Here is a 20,888-nt window from a genome sequence, read left to right as displayed (position 1 = left end):
CAGAAACAACTCGGGGCTGAATAAAACAGCCCCGGTCGTTAACTTTTTGCTGGAAGGCTCAACCTACGCGGTAGTTTGGCGCTTCCTTGGTGATCTGCACGTCGTGAACGTGGGACTCGGCCATGCCGGCGCCGGTGATCCGCACGAACTCGGGCTTGGTGCGCATCTCTTCGATGTTGGCGCTACCGGTGTAGCCCATCGAGGAGCGCAGGCCGCCCATCAACTGGTGGATGATCGCGCTCAGGGTGCCCTTGTACGGAACACGCCCTTCGATACCTTCCGGAACGAGCTTCTCGGCGCCTGCCGAGGAGTCCTGGAAGTAACGGTCGGAGGACCCCTGGGCCTGGGACATGGCGCCCAGCGAACCCATGCCGCGATAAGCCTTGTACGAACGGCCCTGGAACAGTTCGATCTCGCCCGGCGCCTCTTCGGTACCGGCGAACATCGAGCCCATCATCACGCAGGAAGCACCGGCCACGATGGCCTTGGACAGGTCACCGGAGAAACGGATACCGCCGTCGGCGATCAACGGCACGCCAGTGCCTTCAAGGGCAGCGGCGACGTTGGCGATGGCACTGATTTGCGGTACGCCGACACCGGCGACGATACGGGTGGTGCAGATCGAGCCAGGGCCGATACCGACCTTGACCGCGTCAGCGCCGGCTTCGGCCAAGGCCTTGGCGGCAGCGCCGGTGGCGATGTTGCCGCCGATGACCTGCACTTCAGGGAAGTTCTGCTTGACCCAGCGAACGCGGTCGATCACGCCTTTGGAGTGACCGTGAGCGGTGTCGACCACCACCACGTCAACGCCGGCGGCGACCAGCGCGGCAACGCGGTCACCGGTGTCTTTACCGGTACCGACTGCAGCACCCACGCGCAAACGACCTTGATCGTCCTTGCTGGCCAGCGGGTAAGCCTTGGCTTTTTCGATGTCGTTGACGGTCATCATGCCCTTGAGGGCGAATTTGTCGTCGACGATCAGCACGCGTTCGATACGGTGCTTGTGCAGCAGTTCACGCACATCGTTCTTGTCGGCGCCTTCCTTGACCGTGACCAGACGCTCTTTAGGCGTCATCACTTCACGGACAGTGGCTTCCAGACGGTTCTCGAAACGCACGTCACGGGAGGTAACAATGCCGACCAGGTCGCCATTGTGCAGCACCGGAACGCCGGAGATGTTGTGCATGCGGGTCAATTCGAACAGTTCGCGCACGGTAGCGTCGGCGACGATGGTGATCGGATCCTTGACCACACCGGCTTCGTAACGCTTGACCTTGCGCACTTCGGCAGCTTGCTGCTCGATGGTCATGTTCTTGTGGATGATGCCGATACCACCTTCCTGAGCCATGGCAATTGCCAGACGGGCTTCAGTGACGGTGTCCATGGCGGCGGAGACCAGTGGAATATTCAGCTCGATGCCACGGGTAAGGCGGGTCTTGAGACTGACTTCGTTAGGAAGTACCTCGGAATAACCGGGCACTAGGAGAATGTCGTCGAATGTCAGAGCTTCTTGGCTGATACGCAGCATCGCGGGGGCTCCCGAGCGGGAAAATGGAAGCGCGCCATTATAGTCAGACACCCCCTCGGGTTCAATGTAAAACTCTGACTATTATTGGCATTACTGACATACGGGGTGCTTTTTTGTAGGAGCGAGCATGCTCGCGATGGTCGTTAACGATAATGCGGGTTGCCTGGAAACCCGCGTGGCCTGAAAGTTCATCGCGAGCAAGCTCACTCCTGCAGAAGTTCAGAGTTCGACTTTGACCCAACTGACCGGCTGATCGAGCCAGTCGGCGAACTCGTCGAGAAAGCTTTGCTTGAACCCGGCTTCGGCCCAGTTGTTGAAGATGAATCCGAGGTTGGAGAAGCCGCATTCCTGCAGGAACAGGAAACCGTTGATGTCGTCTTCATGCCCGCATTCCGGACAGGTGAAGTTATCGGTGCGCCCCGGCATCCAGTCTTCCAGGCTTTCGAACAGCGCCTCACCGACCTCCTTGCGACACTCTGCGCAGCCCGCTTCTTCAAGGAAGCCCTTGGCTGGCGTATAGATGCAGCGCTTGGTAATGATCTCCAGACCATTGACCGGCTCGCCGAACGGCAGGGCTTCGGGGTGCAGGACCACTGCGCGGGCACCGTCGGCGATGGCATGGGCCATGCGATTGCCGGTGCGGCCGCAGGTGGTCAGCTCTTCCTGGATGATGTTCTTGCGCACCAGCCAGCGCACAACGGCCCGGGCCCGGGGCTCGTGCACCGGCAGGGTGGAGATTTTCGGGACGATGATGCTTTGGGAATTCATGGGGTACAGGCCTGGAGCATTGATAAATGACCTGTAGGAGCGAGCCTGCTCGCGATGGTCGTTAACGATAACGCGGGGGAGTCTGGTTCCCCGCGGTGTTCTTGAGTCCATCGCAAGCAGGCTCGCTCCTACAGGTAAAGCAATGGCGCGATGCCTATAGAAGGTATAGGCCCGCCATAGCTGTTTTTACAACTCGACGACAACCGCCTGCGAAGCACGGGTCGCCTTGGCGCGGGCGGCTTCGATCGACTCGTCGCGTGCCAGGGCCACGCCCATGCGGCGCTGGCCGTTGACTTCAGGCTTGCCGAACAGGCGCAGCGCGGTATCCGGCTCGCTCAAGGCGGCGCCCAGGTTGGCGAATGCGGTCCGGGTCGACTGCCCTTCCACCAGAATCACCGCCGAGGCCGATGGCCCGAACTGACGGATCAACGGGATCGGCAGGCCGAGAATGGCCCGTGCATGCAGGGCGAACTGCGACAGGTCCTGAGAAATCAGCGTGACCAGACCGGTGTCGTGCGGGCGCGGCGAGACTTCGCTGAACCACACCTGGTCACCCTTGATGAACAACTCGACGCCGAACAGACCACGGCCACCCAAGGCTTCGGTCACGGCTTTGGCGACGCGTTCGGACTCAGCCAGGGCAATCGGGCTCATGGCCTGCGGCTGCCAGGATTCCTGGTAGTCGCCCTTCTCCTGACGGTGACCGACCGGCGCGCAGAAGGTGGTGCCGCCCACGTGGCGCACGGTCAGCAGGGTGATTTCGTAGTCGAAATCGATGAAGCCTTCGATAATCACCCGACCTTTACCGGCACGACCACCTTCCTGAGCGTAGTCCCAGGCTTTCTGCACGTCATCGACGCTGCGCAGCAGGCTCTGGCCCTTGCCCGAGGAACTCATGACCGGCTTGACCACGCACGGGAAACCGAGGTCTTCAACGGCTTTGCTGTAGTCCTCGAAGGTGTCGGCGAAGTGGTACGGCGAGGTCGGCAGGTCCAGCTCTTCAGCGGCCAGGCGACGGATGCCTTCGCGGTTCATGGTCAGTTGCGCGGCGCGGGCGGTCGGGATCACGGTGAAGCCTTCGGACTCCAGCTCCACCAGGGTCGCGGTGGCGATGGCTTCGATTTCCGGGACGATGAAATGCGGCTTCTCGGCCTCGATCACGGCACGCAGGGCAGCGCCGTCAAGCATGTTGATCACGTGGCTGCGGTGCGCCACCTGCATGGCCGGCGCGTTGGCGTAGCGATCCACGGCAATCACTTCAACGCCCAGGCGTTGCAGCTCGATCACCACTTCCTTGCCCAACTCGCCACAGCCACACATCAATACGCGGGTCGCGGTGGGCGACAATGGAGTTCCGATACGGGTCATCTGAAGGTCCTCAAGAAGCGGATCATCGAGGGAAGCACGCTTCCCATGGGGAGAAAGCGCGGCATTTTACATGAACTTCAGCTGACGACAGCCTGTTTGCGCAGGCGCCAGGCCATGATCAGCCACACGGCGGTGACCCCGGCGAATTTCGAGCCCAGGGCGGTGAGGATCACCCCCGGCGTCAGGGCATCGATCATGCCGAAGAAGATAAAGGTATCGAGGGGAATGCTCAGGGCCGAACTTATCCACAGGCGATCATGCAGCGGGCGCCGGGTGATGCTGAACACCAGCCAGTCGATGCACTCGGAAACCGCGAACGCCGTGGCGCTGGCCAGGGCGATGGACGGATCGGAGGTGGCGTAGGACAACACCAGCGCCACCAGCATCGCCACGAGGGCGCCATGCCCGAAACGGGTTTGCACCATGTCGCGCAACACAAACACCAGCCCGCCCCAGGCCGACCAGAGGATGTCCAGGTGTGGCGCGGTGGAAAAGGCGAAGTTGATCAGCACGACGCTGCTGATGTAGGTGATCAGGAAGAGCATAGGCTTGGAAAGCACCTGTGAATTTGCCGCACAGGATACTGTAGGAGCGAGCCTGCTCGCGATGGTCGTTAACGAAAACGCAGGGGAGTCTGGTTCCCCGCGGTGTTCTTGAGTCCATCGCGAGCAGGCTCGCTCCTACAACCGCGGTTTTGCCCCGATCATCCACACTAACCCACTGGCCTTGGCCCGTTCATGACACAACCCCAGCACCTTGCGCCGTTCGTCGTTGGTCATGCGGCTCCAGCGGGTGATTTCCTCAACCGTGCGCTGGCAACCGGTGCAGATGTCATCGTCATCCAGCGCACAAATACTCACGCATGGCGATGCTACCGGGCGTTCGGTGGCCGTCATTCTTCCTGCTCGACCAGATCGCGGGCATAACGCTGCGAGTTGTGCACATAGTGGGCAGCGCTGGCTTCCAGCATCTTGATTTGCGGTTCGGTCAATTCGCGCACCACTTTGCCGGGCGAACCCATGACCAGCGATCCGTCCGGAATTTCCTTGCCTTCGCCGATCAGCGAATTGGCGCCGATGATGCAGTTCTTGCCGATCTTCGCGCCATTGAGAATCACCGCGTTGATGCCGATCAGGCTGTAGTCGCCGACGGTGCAGCCGTGGAGCATGGCGTTGTGGCCGATGGTCACGCCGGTGCCGATGGTCAGCGGATAGCCCATATCGGTGTGCATCACGGTGCCGTCCTGGACGTTGCTGTTCTTGCCGATCAGGATCAACTCGTTGTCGCCGCGCAACACGGCGTTGAACCAGACGTTGGCGCCCTCCTCCAGCTTGACCTTGCCCACCAGCACGGCATTGGGGGCGACCCAGCTCTGTGGATGGGTTTGGACACGGGCGTCGCCCAGGCGGTATTTCATTGTTGTTTTCCTCAGGGCTCGGGCAGTGCCATTCGAACGATGGCTTCAGGTATTGATAAAGCTTTTGGGAGGTTGATGCAGGCTGATTTTGGCGTCATACAGCAGGTTGATCAACTCGACGATCATGATTGCCGTCAGTCCCCAGATCTTGTATTCGCCAAAGCGATAGCTCGGCACGTACCAGCTGCGGCCCTGATAGTCGATGCGATGGGTATGTTCGCGGGGGTCTTTGCGGAAGAACTCCAGGGGCACGCTGAACACCGCGGCAATCTCGGCATCGTTGGCCCGGTATTCGACAAAATCCGGGATCACCCCGACATAGGGCGTGACCATGATGCCATGCAGGCTGATCAGCGGACTGAGCGGGCCGATCACCTCGACCAGCCCCGGCGGCAGGCCGATTTCTTCCTCGGCTTCACGCAGGGCGGTGAAAATCAGGTCGGAGTCTTCGGGGTCGCGGCGACCACCGGGGAAAGCGACTTCGCCGCCATGGGTCGACAGGCCGCTGGCACGCAGGGTCAACACCAATTCGGGTTCGTCACTGCGGGTGATGGGCACCAGCACCGCGGCCTCGGGAAAACGACGATCGGTCTCCAGTGTGCGTGGAGTGTGGTTACTAACCCGATGCAGTAGCTCGTCCAGCATGAGTGTTCTCGATTTGTGCCTTACCCGGCATCATGCACCAATCGCTGCGGTCGCCCAACCCCCGCAACCGCCCCATGTCGCGAAACGACAACTTGCCGACCGGCACTGCCTCACGCCAAGATAGGCGCAGCATTCAGGAACCCCAGCATGAAATTTTGCAGCCAGTGCGGTAACCCGGTGACCCAGCGCATTCCCGAGGGCGATTCGCGCCTGCGTTTTGTCTGCGACAGCTGTCAGGCCATCCACTACCAGAACCCCAATATCGTCGCCGGCTGCGTGGCGACCTGGGGCAGCAAGGTGTTGCTGTGCCGGCGGGCCATCGAGCCGCGCCGCGGTTACTGGACCCTGCCCGCCGGTTTCATGGAAAACGGCGAGACCATCGAACAGGCCGCCATTCGCGAGACCGCCGAGGAAGCCTGCGCCCGGGTGCGCAACCTGAGCATCTATACCCTGATCGACGTGCCGCACATCAGCCAGGTGCATGTGTTCTTCCGTGCCACGCTTGCGGACCTGGATTTTTCTGCCGGCCCCGAGAGCCTGGAAGTGCAACTATTCGACGAAGCGGACATTCCTTGGGATGAGCTGGCTTTCCGCACGGTGGGCCGTACCTTAGAATGCTTCTTCGCTGACCGGCGGACCGAGGTCTATCCCGTACGGTCTGAATCGATTCCGCCGCTTGCTCAGCCTGCCATTATCTGATGCCATATTGGTATCATTCGTAGCCGCTGAAAAATCGTACGAACGCGGCCCGAGCCTTCGGCGGCTCCCACAAAAACATCTATAAATAAATAGTCGCGACACCTCTTGGGGAATCGTTTCAATGCGCTGGTTGCTTGCCCTGTTCTGTTTGTCTTTCGTCGCGGTGTCCCAGGCTTCTGCCCTGGAACCCCTGGACGGCAAGGTCATCGAGAAAATCCTGGTTCTCAAGTCTTCCCATCAATTGCAATTGATCAATGACGGCAAGCCGCTCAAGACCTATCGCATTTCCCTGGGCAAGCGTCCCAAGGGGCCGAAACTGATGGAAGGCGACAAGCGCACCCCGGAAGGCCTCTACTGGGTCGACTGGCGCAAGGTCAGCGATAAATTCAACCTGGCGATGCACATTTCCTACCCGAACATCAGCGACTCGGCCCGCGCCCGTCGTGAAGGCGTCGAGCCCGGCGGCATGATCATGATCCACGGCACCCCGGATACCGAAGACACCCCGGAAGACCTGTTCCACACCCTGGACTGGACCGACGGCTGCATCGCCATGCGCAACATGGACATGCGCGAAGTCTGGAACCTGGTGCCGGACGGCACGATGATCGAGATTCGTCCGTAATTCCCTCGACCATTGGTCGGCATCAAAAAAAAAATCAAAAGATCGCAGCCTGCGGCAGATCCTACGGGGTGAATACCATTTCGTTCGGTAGGAGCTGCCGCAGGCTGCGATCTTTGTCGTTTTAAAGCCTACCGCTAATACCACTTCAAACCACCCAGCCTCAAGCCGGCCAGAATCGACCTATTCCTGTAAAACACTCGCGTTGACATGGTATGCAAGTGGTATTAGTTTCGCCTCACAACCGGGCGACAACAATCCTATATCCGCATCGGACAATGCCTACATGAACGACCTACAGGCCCTGCGCCCCGACGACACCCAACCCACGCCGTTGTACCTGCAACTGGCACGCAATCTGGAAGCGGCGATCCATGCCGGCCAGTGGAAAGCCGAACAGGCCATGCCGTCGGAGCGCCATCTGAGCGAGACCCTGGGTATCTCCCGCGTCACCGCCCGCAAGGCGCTGGAAGTGTTGTTCGAACAAGGCCTGATCCGCCGTAACCAGGGCTCCGGCACCTTCATCACGCCGCGCCTCGAACAACCGTTGTCGCGCCTTTCCGGTTTCAGTGAAATGCTAAGGCTCAAGGGGTTTGTGCCCGGCTCGCAATGGCTGGAGCGGGAAATCACCCTGCCGACCCACGAAGAGCTGATCCGCCTCGGCCTGTCGCCCAACGACAAGGTCGCGCGGCTCAAACGCCTGCGCAAGGCCGACGACACCGTGATGGCCATCGAGATGAGCACCCTGCCCGCCTCGATCATTCCCAAGCCGCAAGCGGTGGGTGATTCCCTCTACGAATTCCTCGACGGCATCGGCAAGCCGGTGGTGCGCGCCTTGCAGCACATCCAGGCGATCAACGCCACGGACGAGTTCGCCGCGCTGGTCGGCATCGCCCCCGGCACCGCCATGCTGCTGATGACCCGGGTCGGCTACCTGGAAGACAACACGCCCATCGAAGTCACCGACACCTATTGCCGCAACGACTACTACGACTTTGTCGCCGAGCTGCGTCGCTGACAAAACAGCCGGCCGTTAAAAACCGAGATCCCGACATGTCCGAAGACAACATCCTCACAGCCCACGGCTGGGTTCGCGGCCGACTGGTCCACGCCCACGGCAAGGTCGTGTCCATCGAAGGCGTCCCTTGCGATCCGGCGGACAACGACCTGCCTTATCTGCTGCCGGGCTTCATCGACCTGCACGTTCACGGCGGTGGCGGCAAAGACATCATGGAAGGCACGCCCGCCTTCGAAACCATCACCCGAACCCATGTGCGCTTCGGCACCACGTCGCTGCTGGCGACCACCATGACGGCACCGAGCGAAGAGATCACCAGCGTGCTCGAAGCCGTCGGCGAATTCTGTGAACAGCGGCCACAAGGCTGCGCGCGGGTGCTCGGTGTGCACCTCGAAGGCCCCTACATCAACCCCGGCAAGCTCGGCGCGCAACCCAACTTCGCCCACACCGCGTTGATGGCCGAGGTCGAAGCGTACCTGGCACTGGCGCCGATCCGGGTGATCACCATTGCCCCGGAAATCGCCGGTCACGATGCCTTGATCCGCGACCTCAGCCGCCGCGGCATCCGCATGCAGATCGGCCACACCCTGGGCAGTTACGAGGAAGGCGTCGCAGCGCTGGAGGCCGGCGCCAGCAGCTTCACCCACCTCTACAACGCCATGAGCCCGCTGCATCACCGCGAGCCGGGGATTGTCGGCGCCGCACTGGCCCACGCGAAGTACGCCGAACTGATCCCGGACCTGCTGCACGTGCACCCCGGCGCCATCCGCGTCGCCCTGCGCTCGATCCCGTGCCTGTACTGCGTCACCGACTCGACCGCCGCCGCCGGCATGCCCGACGGCGAGTACAAACTCGGCAGCCACACCGTGACCAAGTGCCTGGGCGGCGTGCGCCTGCCCGACGGCACCCTGGCCGGCAGCACCCTGACCATGGATCAGGCCCTGCGCAACCTGGTGAAAATCGGCCTGCCCATCGCCGAAGCCTCGCAGCGTCTGTCGCAATTCCCCGCCGACTACCTCGGCCTCACCGAGCGCGGGCGCCTGCAACCAGGGGCCTGGGCCGACTGCGTGCGGCTGGATCGCTCACTGAAACTGACCGCCGTCATGGTCGAAGGAGAAGACATTGACTTCAAAAATGCTTGAAGAGGCGCTGTCCTCGTTCGAGGCCGTGCAAGCCCAACTGCAGCAACTCGACCCGCAGATGATCGAGATCGCCGGACGCCTGCGTCGTCAGCCGCCGCAAGTGGCCATGACCGTGGCGCGCGGCAGCTCCGACCACGCCGCCAGTTACTTCGCATACCTGACCATGCAGCTACTGGGCATTCCGGTGGCGTCGTTGCCGATGTCGGTGGTGAGCATGCAGCAGGCGCCGCTGAAGGTCAGCGGCCAGGTGGCATTCGCCTTCTCGCAATCGGGGCAAAGCCCGGACCTGGTCAACAGCCTGCGCCTGTTGCGCAAGCGCGGCGCATTGAGCATTTCGCTGGTCAATGCCGAGGACTCGCCGCTGGAAGCCGCCTGTGAGTTCAGCCTGCCGCTGTGTGCCGGCACTGAAAGCAGCGTCGCTGCGACCAAGAGTTTCATCGCCACCCTGAGCGCCAGCGCGCGGTTGATCGGGCACTGGAAGGAAGACGCCGAACTGCTCGAGGCCGGCTTGGCCTTGCCCGACGGCCTGCGCAACGCCGCGCAACAGGACTGGAGCCCGGCCATCGAGGCCTTGCGCGATTGCCAGCGGCTGATGGTGATCGGCCGTGGCGCCGGTTTCGCCATCGCCCAGGAAGCGGCGCTCAAATTCAAAGAGACCTCGGCGATCCAGGCCGAAGCCTTCAGCAGCGCCGAAGTCCGTCACGGCCCGATGGCCCTGATCGGTGACAACTACCCGCTGCTGGTGTTTGCCCCACGGGGCGCCGAACAGGCCGGTCTGCTGAGCCTGGCCGCCGACATGCGTCAGCGCGGCGCCCGTGTCCTGCTGGCCGCGCCGGATGACGTGCGCGAGCGCGACCTGACCCTGACCCGCGCCGAACACCCGGCCCTCGACCCGATTCTGGCGATCCAGAGTTTCTACGTGATGGCCGCCGGCCTGGCCGTGGCCCGCGGCATGGACCCGGACCAGCCGCGGCACTTGAGCAAAGTCACCCGCACCCATTGAATCATTGCCCCCTGTGGGAGCGAGCTTGCTCGCGATGGACGTCAACGATGACGCGTGTTTCCTGAATGAACGCGTTGTTCTCAGGTTCTTCGCGAGCAAGCTCGCTCCTACAGGGGGCACGTTGATCCGAACTGTATTTTTTGATGAGACCGAGCCATGCATAACAACAATAAAGAGCTGACTTTAAGCGCCCCGCTCAGCGGCCCGGTGCTCACGCTCGCCAAAGTCCCGGACCCGGTGTTTGCCAGCGGCGCCATGGGCGACGGCATCGCTATCGATCCGCTCAACGACACGCTCCATGCCCCCTGTGCGGGTGTGGTGGTGCATGTCGCGCGCACCGGTCACGCGGTGACCTTGCGTGCCGACAACGGCGCGGAATTGCTCCTGCACCTGGGCCTCGACACGGTCGAGTTGCAGGGCCAGGGCTTCTCGATGCTGGTCAAGGAAGGGGCGCGCGTCGCCAATGGCCAACCCCTGCTGCGCTACGACCTGGACAAGGTCGCGCAACAGTGCAAAAGCCTGGTCAGCCTGCTGATCCTCACTAACAGCCAGGACTTTCAGGCGCGGCCCATCACCCTCAAATCGGTGAAAGTCGGTGAGCCGCTGCTGCACATCATTCGTCGACAGACATCGACCGCAGAGGTCGATATCGAGTTTGCCGGCGCAGAGATTGTCGGCCTCGTACGCATAGCGCACCGTGGCGGCCTGCACGCGCGGCCGGCGGCGTTGATCCGTCAGACCGCACAAGGTTTCAAAAGCAAATCGCAACTGCACTTCGCCGGCAAGTCGGCCACCTGCGACAGCCTGATTGGCCTGATGGGGCTGGCCATCGGCGAGCAGGCAGAAGTCCAGGTCAGTTGCCAGGGCCCGGATGCCGAAGCCGCGCTGCAAGCCTTGCTCACCGCGTTATCCACAGCCCTGGCCGAAGACACTCACGCCGCCGCGCCACCGACGATCGCCCAACGCAATCGCCCCGCCGAAGCCGGTGTGTTGCACGGCGTTTGCGCGGCGCCGGGCCTGGTCGGCGGGCCGCTGTTTCGACTGAATGCGATCAGCCTGCCAGCGGATGCCGGCCATCATGATCCGCAACAGCAACACCAGGTTCTGGACGCGGCACTGAGCCAGGTGCGCAGCGAAATCGACCACACCCTGGCCCAGGCAAAAAAACACAAGGACAGCGCTGAAGAGGCCATTTTCGCCGCACACCTGGCGCTGCTCGAAGACCCGGCCTTGCTCGACGCTGCCAGCCAATCCGTCGACCAGGGCACAGCTGCGACCCACGCCTGGAGCCAGGCCATCGACGCGCAATGCGAAGTGCTCCAGCAAACCGGCAGTACATTGCTCGCCGAACGCGCCAATGACCTGCGCGACCTCAAGCAACGGGTGCTGCGCGTATTGCTCGGCGATACCTGGCATTACGACGTGCCGGCCGGCGCCATCGTCGCGGCCCATGAACTGACTCCGTCCGATCTGCTGCAACTGAGCCAGCAAGGCGTCGCCGGGCTGTGCATGGTCGAGGGCGGTGCGACCTCCCACGTAGCGATTCTGGCCCGGGGCAAAGGCCTGCCGTGCATGGTCGCACTGGGCTCGACGCTGCTCGATCAGCAACAGGGGCAACCGGTGGTGCTGGACGCCGACGGCGGCCGCCTCGAACTGACCCCCGGCACACAGCGCCTGGCCGACGTGCGCCAGCTGCAACAGCAACAGCAACAACGCCGGGCCGAACAACAGGCCCAGGCGCACACACCGGCGCTGACAAGCGATGGCCTGCGCATCGAGGTCGCCGCCAACGTGGCGTCCAGCACGGAAGCGGCAGACGCATTGGCCAATGGCGCCGACGGCGTCGGCTTGCTGCGCACCGAATTTCTCTTCGTCGACCGCCACACCGCCCCGGACGAACTGGAACAACACCAGGCCTATCAAGCCGTGCTCGATGCCATGGGCGACAAGTCGGTGATCATCCGCACCATCGACGTCGGTGGCGACAAGCAACTCGATTACCTGCCACTGCCCGCCGAGGCCAACCCGGTGCTCGGCCTGCGCGGCATTCGCCTGGCCCAGGTCCGCCCGGAACTGCTCGACCAGCAACTGCGCGCGCTGCTGCACCTGCGCCCGTTGTCACGCTGCCGGATCCTGCTGCCGATGATCACTGAGGTCGATGAACTGCTGCACATCCGCCAACGCCTCGATGCCTTGTGTACCGAACTGGGTCTGGCGCAGCGCCCGGAACTGGGGGTGATGATTGAAGTGCCGGCCGCCGCGCTGCTGGCCGAGCAACTGGCGGAGCACGCGGACTTCCTGTCCATCGGCACCAACGACCTGTCGCAATACACCCTGGCCATGGACCGCGACCACGCAGGGCTCGCCGCGCGCGTCGATGCGTTGCACCCGGCCCTGCTGCGGTTGATCGCCCAGACCTGCGCCGGTGCGGCGCAGCACAAGCGTTGGGTCGGAGTGTGCGGGGCACTGGCGTCCGATCCACTGGCCACGCCGGTGCTGATCGGCCTGGGAGTCAGCGAGCTGTCGGTGAGCCCGGTACAGATCGGTGAAATCAAGGACCGCGTGCGTCATCTCGACGCCAGCGAATGCCGGCGCATCAGCCATGACCTGCTCAAGCTGAGCAGCGCCAGTGCCGTGCGTCATGCCTGTCACCAGCACTGGCCTCTGAGCTAGCTCTTTACAAAAGAAGAACAAAAATCCAGGGAGATCCGCCATGTACCAACTTTTCATTGAAGGCCTGCAACGCCTCGGCCGCGCGCTGATGCTGCCGATCGCGATCCTGCCGATTGCCGGCCTGCTGCTGCGTCTGGGCGATACCGACCTGCTGAACATCGCGATCATCCATGACGCCGGCCAGGTGATCTTTGCCAACCTGGCGATGATCTTCGCCATCGGCATCGCGGTGGGTTTCGCCAAGGACAACAACGGTACGGCGGGACTTGCCGGCGTGATCGGCTACCTAGTGATGATCGCCACCCTCAAGGTCCTCGACCCGAGCATCAACATGGGCATGCTCGCCGGGATCGTCAGCGGCCTGATGGCCGGCGCGCTGTACAACCGCTTCAAGGACATCAAGCTGCCGGAGTACCTGGCGTTCTTCGGTGGCCGACGGTTCGTGCCGATTGTCACCGGGTTCGCCGCCGTGGGCCTGGGCGTGGTGTTCGGCTACATCTGGCCGCCGATCCAGCACGGCATCAACAGTTTCGGCACACTGATGATGGAAAGTGGCAGCATTGGTGCGTTCGTCTTCGGCGTGTTCAACCGTCTGCTGATCGTCACCGGGCTGCACCATATCCTCAACAACATGGCGTGGTTCGTGTTCGGCAATTTCACCGACCCCACCTCCGGTGCGCTGGTCACCGGCGACCTGTCGCGCTACTTCGCCGGCGACCCGAAAGGCGGCCAGTTCATGACCGGCATGTTCCCGGTGATGATCTTCGGCCTGCCCGCCGCGTGCCTGGCGATGTACCGCAACGCCCTGCCGGAACGGCGCAAGGTGATGGGCGGGATATTCCTGTCGATGGCCCTGACCGCGTTCCTGACCGGCGTGACCGAGCCGATCGAATTCGCCTTCATGTTCCTCGCGCCGCTACTGTTTCTGCTGCATGCGTTGCTGACCGGCCTGTCGATGGCCGTCACCAATGCGCTGAACATTCACCTGGGCTTCACCTTCTCCGGCGGCTTCATCGACATGGTGCTTGGCTGGGGCAAGTCCACCAACGGCTGGCTGGTGTTCCCGGTGGGCCTGGCGTATGCCGTGATCTACTACGTGGTGTTCGATTACTGCATCCGTCGTTTCGACCTGAAGACACCGGGCCGCGAAACCAGCGCTGCCGCCCCGCAAGTGGCGGTGGCCGACAATGAACGCGCCGGGGCTTACATCAAGGCCTTGGGCGGCGCCGAGAACCTGATCACCGTTGGCGCCTGCACCACGCGGTTGCGCCTGGACATGGTGGATCGCAACAAGGCCTCGGATACCGATCTGAAGGCGCTCGGCGCCATGGCCGTGGTGCGTCCGGGCAAGGGCGGGAGCTTGCAGGTAGTGGTCGGGCCGATGGCCGATGCGATTGCCGATGAAATTCGCCAGGCGATGCCGGCGCTGGGTCGTGCCATGGCGTCGTCGCCGGCAGCGGAAATCGCCGCGCCTGCACCGGCCGCCGTGGCGACACCTGAAGCGCAGCAATGGCTCAATGCGCTGGGGGGTGGCGACAATGTGCTGCAACTCGACTGCATCGCCATGACGCGCATCCGCTTGCAACTGGCCAATGGCAAGGCGTTGTCGGAGTGTGATTTGAAAGCGCTGGGTTGTCAGGGTTTGAGTCAGCTGGACGGCGGGATCTGGCATCTGCTGGTTGGCGACAAGGCGCCAAGTTTGAGTGATGCGCTGGAAGCGTTGGTCAATCGCAGTGAGGTCAGTGCCAAGGTTTAGATCCTCGGTGCCTGACAGGCCGCCATCGCGAGCAGGCTCGCTCCCACAAGGGTCCGGTGTACATCGATCCACTGTGGGAGCGAGCCTGCTCGCGAAGAGGCCATCACAAACACCACAATAGTTGTGGGTAATAAAAAACCCGCTGAAATCTCTTTCAGCGGGTTTTTCATTTCAGCGGCACGAGAATCAGAAATCCGCCAGGCGCCACACTTCATAAGCCGGCGTCTCGTAGGGATGGCTCTGTTTCAGAGCCACCACCACCGAGCGAATCAACTCATCAGCCACTACAAGCTCGACTTTCCATTCCTCGACCTGTTCGACCTGCCCTGCCTCGCCAATGAACGGCTGACTGCCGTCCAGTGGACGAAACTGGCCCAGACCCAACACTTGCCATGCACAGTGGTCGTAAGCACCGATCCGTCCGCCACCGGCAGCGAATACGGCACTTTTGACCTGTTCCACATGACTGGTCGGAACAAAGAAGCTGAGCTTGTACATCGCTATCAGTTAACCCACACACGAGCATTACGGAACATGCGCATCAGCGGTGCATCTTCATTCCAGTCATCCGAACGCCACGAGTTCTGCACGGCGCGGAACACACGCTCCGGGTGCGGCATCATGATGGTCACGCGACCGTCGCGGCTGGTCAAACCGGTGATCCCGCGCGGCGAGCCGTTCGGGTTGGCCGGGTAGCTTTCGGTGACCTTGCCGTGGTTGTCGACGAAACGCATTGCAACGCAACCGGACAGATCGGCTTCCAGCAGTGCTTCTTCGCTGGCGAACTCGGCATGACCTTCGCCATGGGCGATGGCGATCGGCATGCGCGAACCGGCCATGCCCTGCAGGAAGATCGAATTCGACTCCTGGATCTGCACCATGGCAACACGGGCTTCGAACTGCTCGGAACGGTTGCGCACGAAGTGCGGCCAGAACTCGCTGCCCGGGATCAGCTCGTGCAGGTTGGACATCATCTGGCAACCGTTGCACACGCCGAGGGTGAAGCTGTCGTTGCGCTCGAAGAAGCCCTGGAACGCATCGCGGGCGCGGCTGTTGAACAGCGCGGATTTCGCCCAGCCTTCACCGGCACCCAATACGTCGCCGTAGGAGAAGCCGCCGCAAGCGACCATGCCCTTGAACTCGTTCAAGTCGACACGACCGGCCAGGATGTCGCTCATGTGCACGTCGATCGCGTTGAAACCGGCGCGGTCGAACGCCGCCGCCATTTCCACCTGACCGTTGACGCCCTGCTCACGCAGCACGGCAACCTGTGGGCGGATGCCTTTCTTGATGTAAGGCGCGGCGATGTCCTGGTTGATGTCGTAGCTCAGCTTGACGCTCAGGCCCGGGTTGTCTTCTTCCAGCAGCACGTCAAACTCTTGCTCGGCGCAATCGGCGTTGTCACGCAGGCGCTGGATCTGGTAGCTGGTCTCGGCCCACTGGCGTTGCAGCAGACGACGCTGGCCTTCGAACACGGTGTCACCGTTGAAGGTGATACCGATCTCGCCATTGTTGATTGGCTGACCGATCACCGACACGCAATCGCCCAGGCCGGCAGCGCTGAACTGCGCGAGGATGTCCGGGGTGGCGTCCTGGCGAACCTGGATCACGGCACCCAGTTCTTCGTTGAACAGGATCGCTGCGATGTCGGCGGAGGAATCCGCCAGGCTGTCGAGGTTCAGGCTCAGGCCGCAGTGACCGGCGAAGGCCATTTCGACGACCGAGGTCAGCAGACCACCATCGGAACGGTCGTGGTAAGCCAGCAGGTGACCGTCGGCGTTGAGGCCCTGGATCACGGCGAAGAAGGCCTTCAGGTCTTCGGCGTCGTCGACGTCCGGCGCCTGTTTGCCGAGCTTGCCGTGAACCTGCGCGAGGATCGAGGCGCCCATGCGGTTCTGGCCGCGGCCCAGGTCGATCAGGATCAGGTCAGTGGTGCCCTTGTCCATGCGCAGTTGCGGGGTCAGGGTCTGACGGATGTCAGTCACTGGCGCAAAACCGGTCACGATCAGGGACATTGGCGACGTGACGGACTTGTCCACGCCTTCATCGTTCCAACGCGTGGCCATGGACATCGAGTCCTTGCCCACCGGAATGGTGATGCCCAGCTCAGGGCACAGTTCCATGCCGACCGCTTTCACGGTGTCGTACAGACGCGCGTCTTCGCCCGGGTGACCGGCAGCGGACATCCAGTTCGCCGACAGCTTGATGTCGGAGATCTTGCCGATGCGCGAGGCCGCGATGTTGGTCAGGGTTTCGCCGATGGCCATGCGGCCCGACGCCGGAGCGTCCAGCAGTGCCAGCGGAGTCCGCTCGCCCATGGCCATGGCTTCGCCGGTGTAGACGTCGAAGCTGGTGGCGGTGACGGCAACGTCGGCCACCGGAACCTGCCACGGGCCGACCATCTGGTCACGGGCCACGAGGCCGGTGATGGTGCGGTCGCCGATGGTGATCAGGAAGCTCTTGCTCGCCACGGCCGGGTGATGCAGGACACGCTCGACGCAGTCGGCAATGCTCAGGGTCGACGGATCGAAGTCGTCGCCCAGCTCGGCTTCACGTACCACCGAACGGTGCATGCGTGGCGCCTTGCCCAGCAACACTTCCAGTGGCATGTCCACCGGGCTGTTGCCGAAGTGGCTGTCGGTGACGGTCAGCTGGGGTTCGGCAGTGGCTTCGCCGACCACGGCAAACGGGCAACGCTCACGTTCGCAGATCGCCTTGAAACGCTCGAAGTCAGCCGGGCCGACCGCCAGAACGTAGCGCTCCTGGGATTCGTTGGACCAGATTTCGTGCGGGGCCATGCCCGGCTCGTCGTTTGGAATGTTGCGCAGTTCGAAACGGCCACCGCGGTCGCCGTCGTTGACCAGTTCCGGGAAGGCGTTGGACAGACCACCCGCACCCACGTCGTGGATGAAGCTGATCGGGTTCTTGTCGCCCAATTGCCAGCAACGGTCGATGACTTCCTGGCAGCGGCGTTCCATTTCCGGGTTTTCGCGCTGTACCGAAGCGAAGTCCAGGTCCGCCGAGCTGGTGCCGGTGGCCATGGAGGAAGCCGCGCCGCCACCCAGGCCGATCAGCATCGCCGGGCCACCGAGCACGATCAGCTTGGAGCCAACGACGATCTCGCCTTTCTTGACGTGCTCTTCACGGATGTTGCCCATGCCGCCAGCCAGCATGATCGGCTTGTGGTAGCCGCGAACTTCGTCACCGTGCGGGGTGGTGATCGACTGTTCGAAGGTACGGAAATAGCCGGTCAGGGCCGGACGACCGAATTCATTGTTGAACGCAGCGCCGCCCAATGGGCCTTCGATCATGATGTCCAGCGCGGTAACGATGCGCTCAGGCTTGCCGTATGGCACTTCCCACGGCTGTTCGAAGCCCGGGATCTGCAGGTTGGACACGGTGAAACCGGTCAGGCCGGCTTTCGGCTTGGCACCGCGACCGGTGGCGCCTTCGTCGCGGATTTCGCCACCGGAACCGGTGGACGCGCCCGGGAACGGAGCAATCGCGGTCGGGTGGTTGTGGGTCTCGACCTTCATCAGGATGTGCACCGGTTCCTGCACCGCGCCGTACTGGCGGGTTTCAGGGTCCGGGAAGAAGCGACCGGCCACGGAGCCGACGATCACCGAAGCGTTGTCCTTATAAGCCGACAGGACACCTTCGTTATGCATCTGATAGGTGTTCTTGATCATGCCGAACAGGCTTTTTTCCTGGCTCTGGCCGTCGATGTCCCAACTGGCGTTGAAGATCTTGTGACGGCAGTGCTCGGAGTTCGCCTGGGCGAACATCATCAGTTCGATGTCATGTGGGTTGCGCTTCAAGCCGACGAAGGCGTTGACCAGATAGTCGATCTCGTCTTCGGCCAGGGCCAGGCCCAGCTCGGTGTTGGCTTTTTCCAGCGCGGCGCGGCCGCCGCCCAGCACGTCGATGGCGGTCAGGGGTTTCGGTTCGGCGTGGCTGAACAGGCCGGCGGCCTGTTCGAGGTTGCCCAGGACGATCTGGGTCATGCGGTCGTGCAGACCGTCAGCGATCAACTGGGCTTCAGCGTCGCTGAACTGGCCGGCCACGTAGAACGCGATGCCGCGCTCCAGGCGCTGGATTTTCGCCAGGCCGCAGTTGCGGGCGATATCGCTGGCCTTGCTCGACCACGGCGAGATGGTGCCGAAACGCGGCAGTACCAGAAACAGACGACCGGTCGGTTCTTGTACCGGAACGCTTGGACCGTACTTCAGAAGGCGCGCGAGCACCTGCTGTTCGTCGCCGGTCAGGACGCCGGTAACTTCGGCGAAGTGAGCGAATTCAGCATACAGGCCGCTGACAGCCGGAACCTTCTGGCTCAGTTGCTCAAGGAGCTTGCTGTGGCGAAAGGCGGAAAGGGCAGGAGCGCCGCGCAGGATCAACATCTTCGGGACAGCCTCGGGAAGGGGTGTGCTTTGAGGCCGTGCATTCTAGCCTAAACAGCCCGCGACATCACCCGAAACGCTACGCACGGTTGCACTCGGGTGTCGATCTGTGTTTCTGCCCCGAAAGTCAGGTTAACCGGACGTGTGACGACAGCTTATTTTTACTGTGACAAAATGCAGACAAGGCCCGTTCCTGCGGGGTTTCGGCCGGTTTTGTGATCTCTAGCAGACTCGCCCTTCACTGTCGAGATATGGCGCCCGTGGTCCTTTGCGTATACTGCGCAGATGTTTTTCCCAATGGCTTTGCGTCCGCGGTACGCCAAATGGCTGATCGCAACCGGACTCTTCCTGATGCTCGGCGCCTGTGTTGATAAACCCAACACGCTCGAGCGCGTAAAGGAGGATGGCGTGCTGCGGGTGGTTACCCGAAACAGCCCCGCCACCTACTTTCAGGATCGCAACGGTGAAACCGGCTTCGAATACGAGCTGGTGAAGCGCTTCGCCGACGATCTGGGGGTCGAGCTCAAGATCGAGACCGCCGACAACCTCGATGACCTGTTCAACCAGGTAGGCAAGCCCAACGGCCCGGTGCTGGCGGCTGCCGGTCTGGTCAGCAGCGAAGAACGCAAGAAGCAGGTGCGCTTCTCGCACTCTTATCTGGAAGTCACCCCGCAGGTCATCTACCGCAACGGCCAGTCACGGCCGACCGACGCCAAGGACCTGGTGGGCAAGAAAATCATGGTGCTCAAGGGCAGCACCCACGCCGAACAGCTGGCGAAGCTGAAACAGAAATTTCCCGGCATCGAATACGAAGAGTCTGACGCAGTCGAGGTCGTCGATCTCCTGCGCATGGTCGACGAAGGTCAGATCGACCTGACGCTGGTCGACTCCAACGAAGTCGCGATGAACCAGGTGTACTTCACCAACATCCGGGTCGCCTTCGACCTCGGTGACGCCAGCAACCAGAGCTGGGCCGTCGGGCTGGGCGACGACAACAGCCTGCTCAACGAAATCAACGACTACCTCGACAAGGTCAAGAAAAACGGCACCCTGCAACGCCTCAAGGATCGTTACTACGGGCACGTCGACGTTCTCGGCTACATGGGCGCCACCACCTTTGCCCAACACTTGCAGCAACGCCTGCCCAAGTACGAACAGCACTTCAAGTCCTACGCCAAGAAAGAGAAAGTCGACTGGCGCCTGCTGGCGGCCATCGGCTATCAGGAATCCCTGTGGCAACCGACCGTCACGTCCAAGACCGGTGTTCGCGGCCTGATGATGCTGACCCAGAACACCGCGCAGGCCATGGGCGTGTCCAACCGCCTCGATCCGAAACAAAGCATCATGGGCGGCGCCAAGTACCTGGCCTACATCAAAGAACAGCTCGACGACTCGATCCAGGAACCGGACCGTACCTGGTTTGCCCTGGCGGCCTACAACGTCGGCAGCGGCCATCTGGACGACGCGCGCAAACTGGCGGCCAAGGAAGGATTGAACCCGGACAAATGGCTGGACGTGAAGAAGATCCTTCCGCGCCTGTCCGAGAAAAAGTGGTACAGCAAGACCCGCTACGGCTACGCCCGCGGCGGCGAACCGGTGCATTTCGTGGCGAACATCCGTCGCTACTACGACATCCTGACCTGGGTAACCCAGCCACAGCTTGAAGGCGACCAGGTCGCCGAGGGCAAACTGCTGGTTCCGGGGATCGACAAGAGCAAGCCGGCTCAAGAGCCTGCGCCGCTCTGACAGAACAACCGAGATCAAATGTGGGAGCGGGCTTGCTCGCGAAGACGGAGTGTCAGCTAACAGAGATGTTGACTGATAAACCGCTTTCGCGAGCAAGCCCGCT

17 protein-coding genes are annotated in these 20,888 nt (G+C 62.3%); 8 read left to right on the top strand and 9 right to left on the bottom strand.

What is annotated here, in order from left to right; genetic code table 11:
- Nucleotides 1-58 precede the first annotated feature (58 nt).
- The 7 genes from guaB to ACXX83_RS01865 all read right to left on the bottom strand — a co-directional run bounded on the left by guaB (nucleotide 59) and on the right by ACXX83_RS01865 (nucleotide 5,726).
- Nucleotides 59-1,528 (bottom strand): IMP dehydrogenase, encoded by a 1,470-nt coding sequence (gene guaB / locus ACXX83_RS01895; protein WP_102670162.1) that lies wholly within the window; start codon nucleotides 1,526-1,528, stop codon nucleotides 59-61.
- 219 nt (nucleotides 1,529-1,747) lie between these two features.
- A complete protein-coding gene (locus tag ACXX83_RS01890; protein WP_007973932.1) occupies nucleotides 1,748-2,296 on the bottom strand; it encodes a hypothetical protein in 549 nt (182 codons plus the stop codon).
- Nucleotides 2,297-2,482: 186 nt separating this feature from the next.
- A complete protein-coding gene (gene purT / locus ACXX83_RS01885) occupies nucleotides 2,483-3,664 on the bottom strand; it encodes a formate-dependent phosphoribosylglycinamide formyltransferase (RefSeq protein WP_458547425.1) in 1,182 nt (393 codons plus the stop codon).
- Nucleotides 3,665-3,741: 77 nt separating this feature from the next.
- Entirely contained in the window at nucleotides 3,742-4,209 is a 468-nt protein-coding gene (locus tag ACXX83_RS01880) for a VUT family protein (protein WP_015093658.1), read from the bottom strand.
- Between the two features lie 135 nt (nucleotides 4,210-4,344).
- Nucleotides 4,345-4,560, bottom strand: a complete 216-nt coding sequence (locus ACXX83_RS01875; protein ID WP_015093657.1) for a DUF1289 domain-containing protein — start codon at nucleotides 4,558-4,560, stop codon at nucleotides 4,345-4,347.
- Nucleotides 4,557-5,081 carry a gamma carbonic anhydrase family protein gene (locus tag ACXX83_RS01870; RefSeq protein WP_095964847.1) on the bottom strand — a complete coding sequence of 175 codons (525 nt, stop codon included), beginning with the start codon at nucleotides 5,079-5,081 and terminating at the stop codon, nucleotides 4,557-4,559. Before ACXX83_RS01870 ends, ACXX83_RS01875 begins: the two co-directional genes overlap by 4 nt.
- Before the next feature lie 45 nt (nucleotides 5,082-5,126).
- On the bottom strand, nucleotides 5,127-5,726 hold the full coding sequence (locus tag ACXX83_RS01865; RefSeq protein ID WP_007973942.1) for a CoA pyrophosphatase: 600 nt from the start codon (nucleotides 5,724-5,726) through the stop codon (nucleotides 5,127-5,129).
- A gap of 147 nt (nucleotides 5,727-5,873) precedes the next feature.
- On the opposite strand from ACXX83_RS01865, the gene ACXX83_RS01860 reads away from it, so the two are divergent.
- From ACXX83_RS01860 to nagE, 7 genes are all read left to right on the top strand, one after another.
- Entirely contained in the window at nucleotides 5,874-6,425 is a 552-nt protein-coding gene (locus ACXX83_RS01860) for an NUDIX hydrolase (protein ID WP_007973944.1), read from the top strand.
- 121 nt (nucleotides 6,426-6,546) lie between these two features.
- Nucleotides 6,547-7,050, top strand: a complete 504-nt coding sequence (locus ACXX83_RS01855) for a L,D-transpeptidase family protein (protein WP_007973946.1) — start codon at nucleotides 6,547-6,549, stop codon at nucleotides 7,048-7,050.
- Between the two features lie 283 nt (nucleotides 7,051-7,333).
- A complete protein-coding gene (locus ACXX83_RS01850; RefSeq protein WP_217837301.1) occupies nucleotides 7,334-8,065 on the top strand; it encodes a GntR family transcriptional regulator in 732 nt (243 codons plus the stop codon).
- 35 nt (nucleotides 8,066-8,100) lie between these two features.
- Nucleotides 8,101-9,207: an N-acetylglucosamine-6-phosphate deacetylase gene (gene nagA, locus ACXX83_RS01845; RefSeq protein ID WP_217837300.1), complete on the top strand. Its 1,107-nt coding sequence runs from the start codon at nucleotides 8,101-8,103 to the stop codon at nucleotides 9,205-9,207.
- On the top strand, nucleotides 9,188-10,210 hold the full coding sequence (locus ACXX83_RS01840; protein ID WP_458547424.1) for an SIS domain-containing protein: 1,023 nt from the start codon (nucleotides 9,188-9,190) through the stop codon (nucleotides 10,208-10,210). Before nagA ends, ACXX83_RS01840 begins: the two co-directional genes overlap by 20 nt.
- A 156-nt stretch (nucleotides 10,211-10,366) precedes the next feature.
- The gene (ptsP, locus tag ACXX83_RS01835) at nucleotides 10,367-12,883 is read left to right on the top strand and encodes a phosphoenolpyruvate--protein phosphotransferase (protein ID WP_458547423.1); all 2,517 of its coding nucleotides are present in this window, start codon (nucleotides 10,367-10,369) and stop codon (nucleotides 12,881-12,883) included.
- A 40-nt stretch (nucleotides 12,884-12,923) separates the two neighbouring features.
- The gene (gene nagE / locus ACXX83_RS01830) at nucleotides 12,924-14,639 is read left to right on the top strand and encodes an N-acetylglucosamine-specific PTS transporter subunit IIBC (RefSeq protein WP_458547422.1); all 1,716 of its coding nucleotides are present in this window, start codon (nucleotides 12,924-12,926) and stop codon (nucleotides 14,637-14,639) included.
- Nucleotides 14,640-14,825: 186 nt separating this feature from the next.
- On the opposite strand, the gene ACXX83_RS01825 is transcribed toward nagE, so the two are convergent.
- Complete coding sequence (locus ACXX83_RS01825; protein ID WP_458547421.1) at nucleotides 14,826-15,137, bottom strand: YqfO family protein; 312 nt, start codon at nucleotides 15,135-15,137, stop codon at nucleotides 14,826-14,828.
- A 5-nt stretch (nucleotides 15,138-15,142) separates the two neighbouring features.
- A complete protein-coding gene (gene purL / locus ACXX83_RS01820; RefSeq protein WP_458547420.1) occupies nucleotides 15,143-19,039 on the bottom strand; it encodes a phosphoribosylformylglycinamidine synthase in 3,897 nt (1,298 codons plus the stop codon).
- A 285-nt stretch (nucleotides 19,040-19,324) separates the two neighbouring features.
- On the opposite strand from purL, the gene mltF reads away from it, so the two are divergent.
- Complete coding sequence (gene mltF / locus ACXX83_RS01815) at nucleotides 19,325-20,785, top strand: membrane-bound lytic murein transglycosylase MltF (protein ID WP_015093646.1); 1,461 nt, start codon at nucleotides 19,325-19,327, stop codon at nucleotides 20,783-20,785.
- Nucleotides 20,786-20,888 lie beyond the last annotated feature (103 nt).

It is taken from the genome of Pseudomonas sp. GNP012, assembly GCF_054343835.1.
This window is presented reverse-complemented; position numbering and strand designations above follow the sequence as displayed.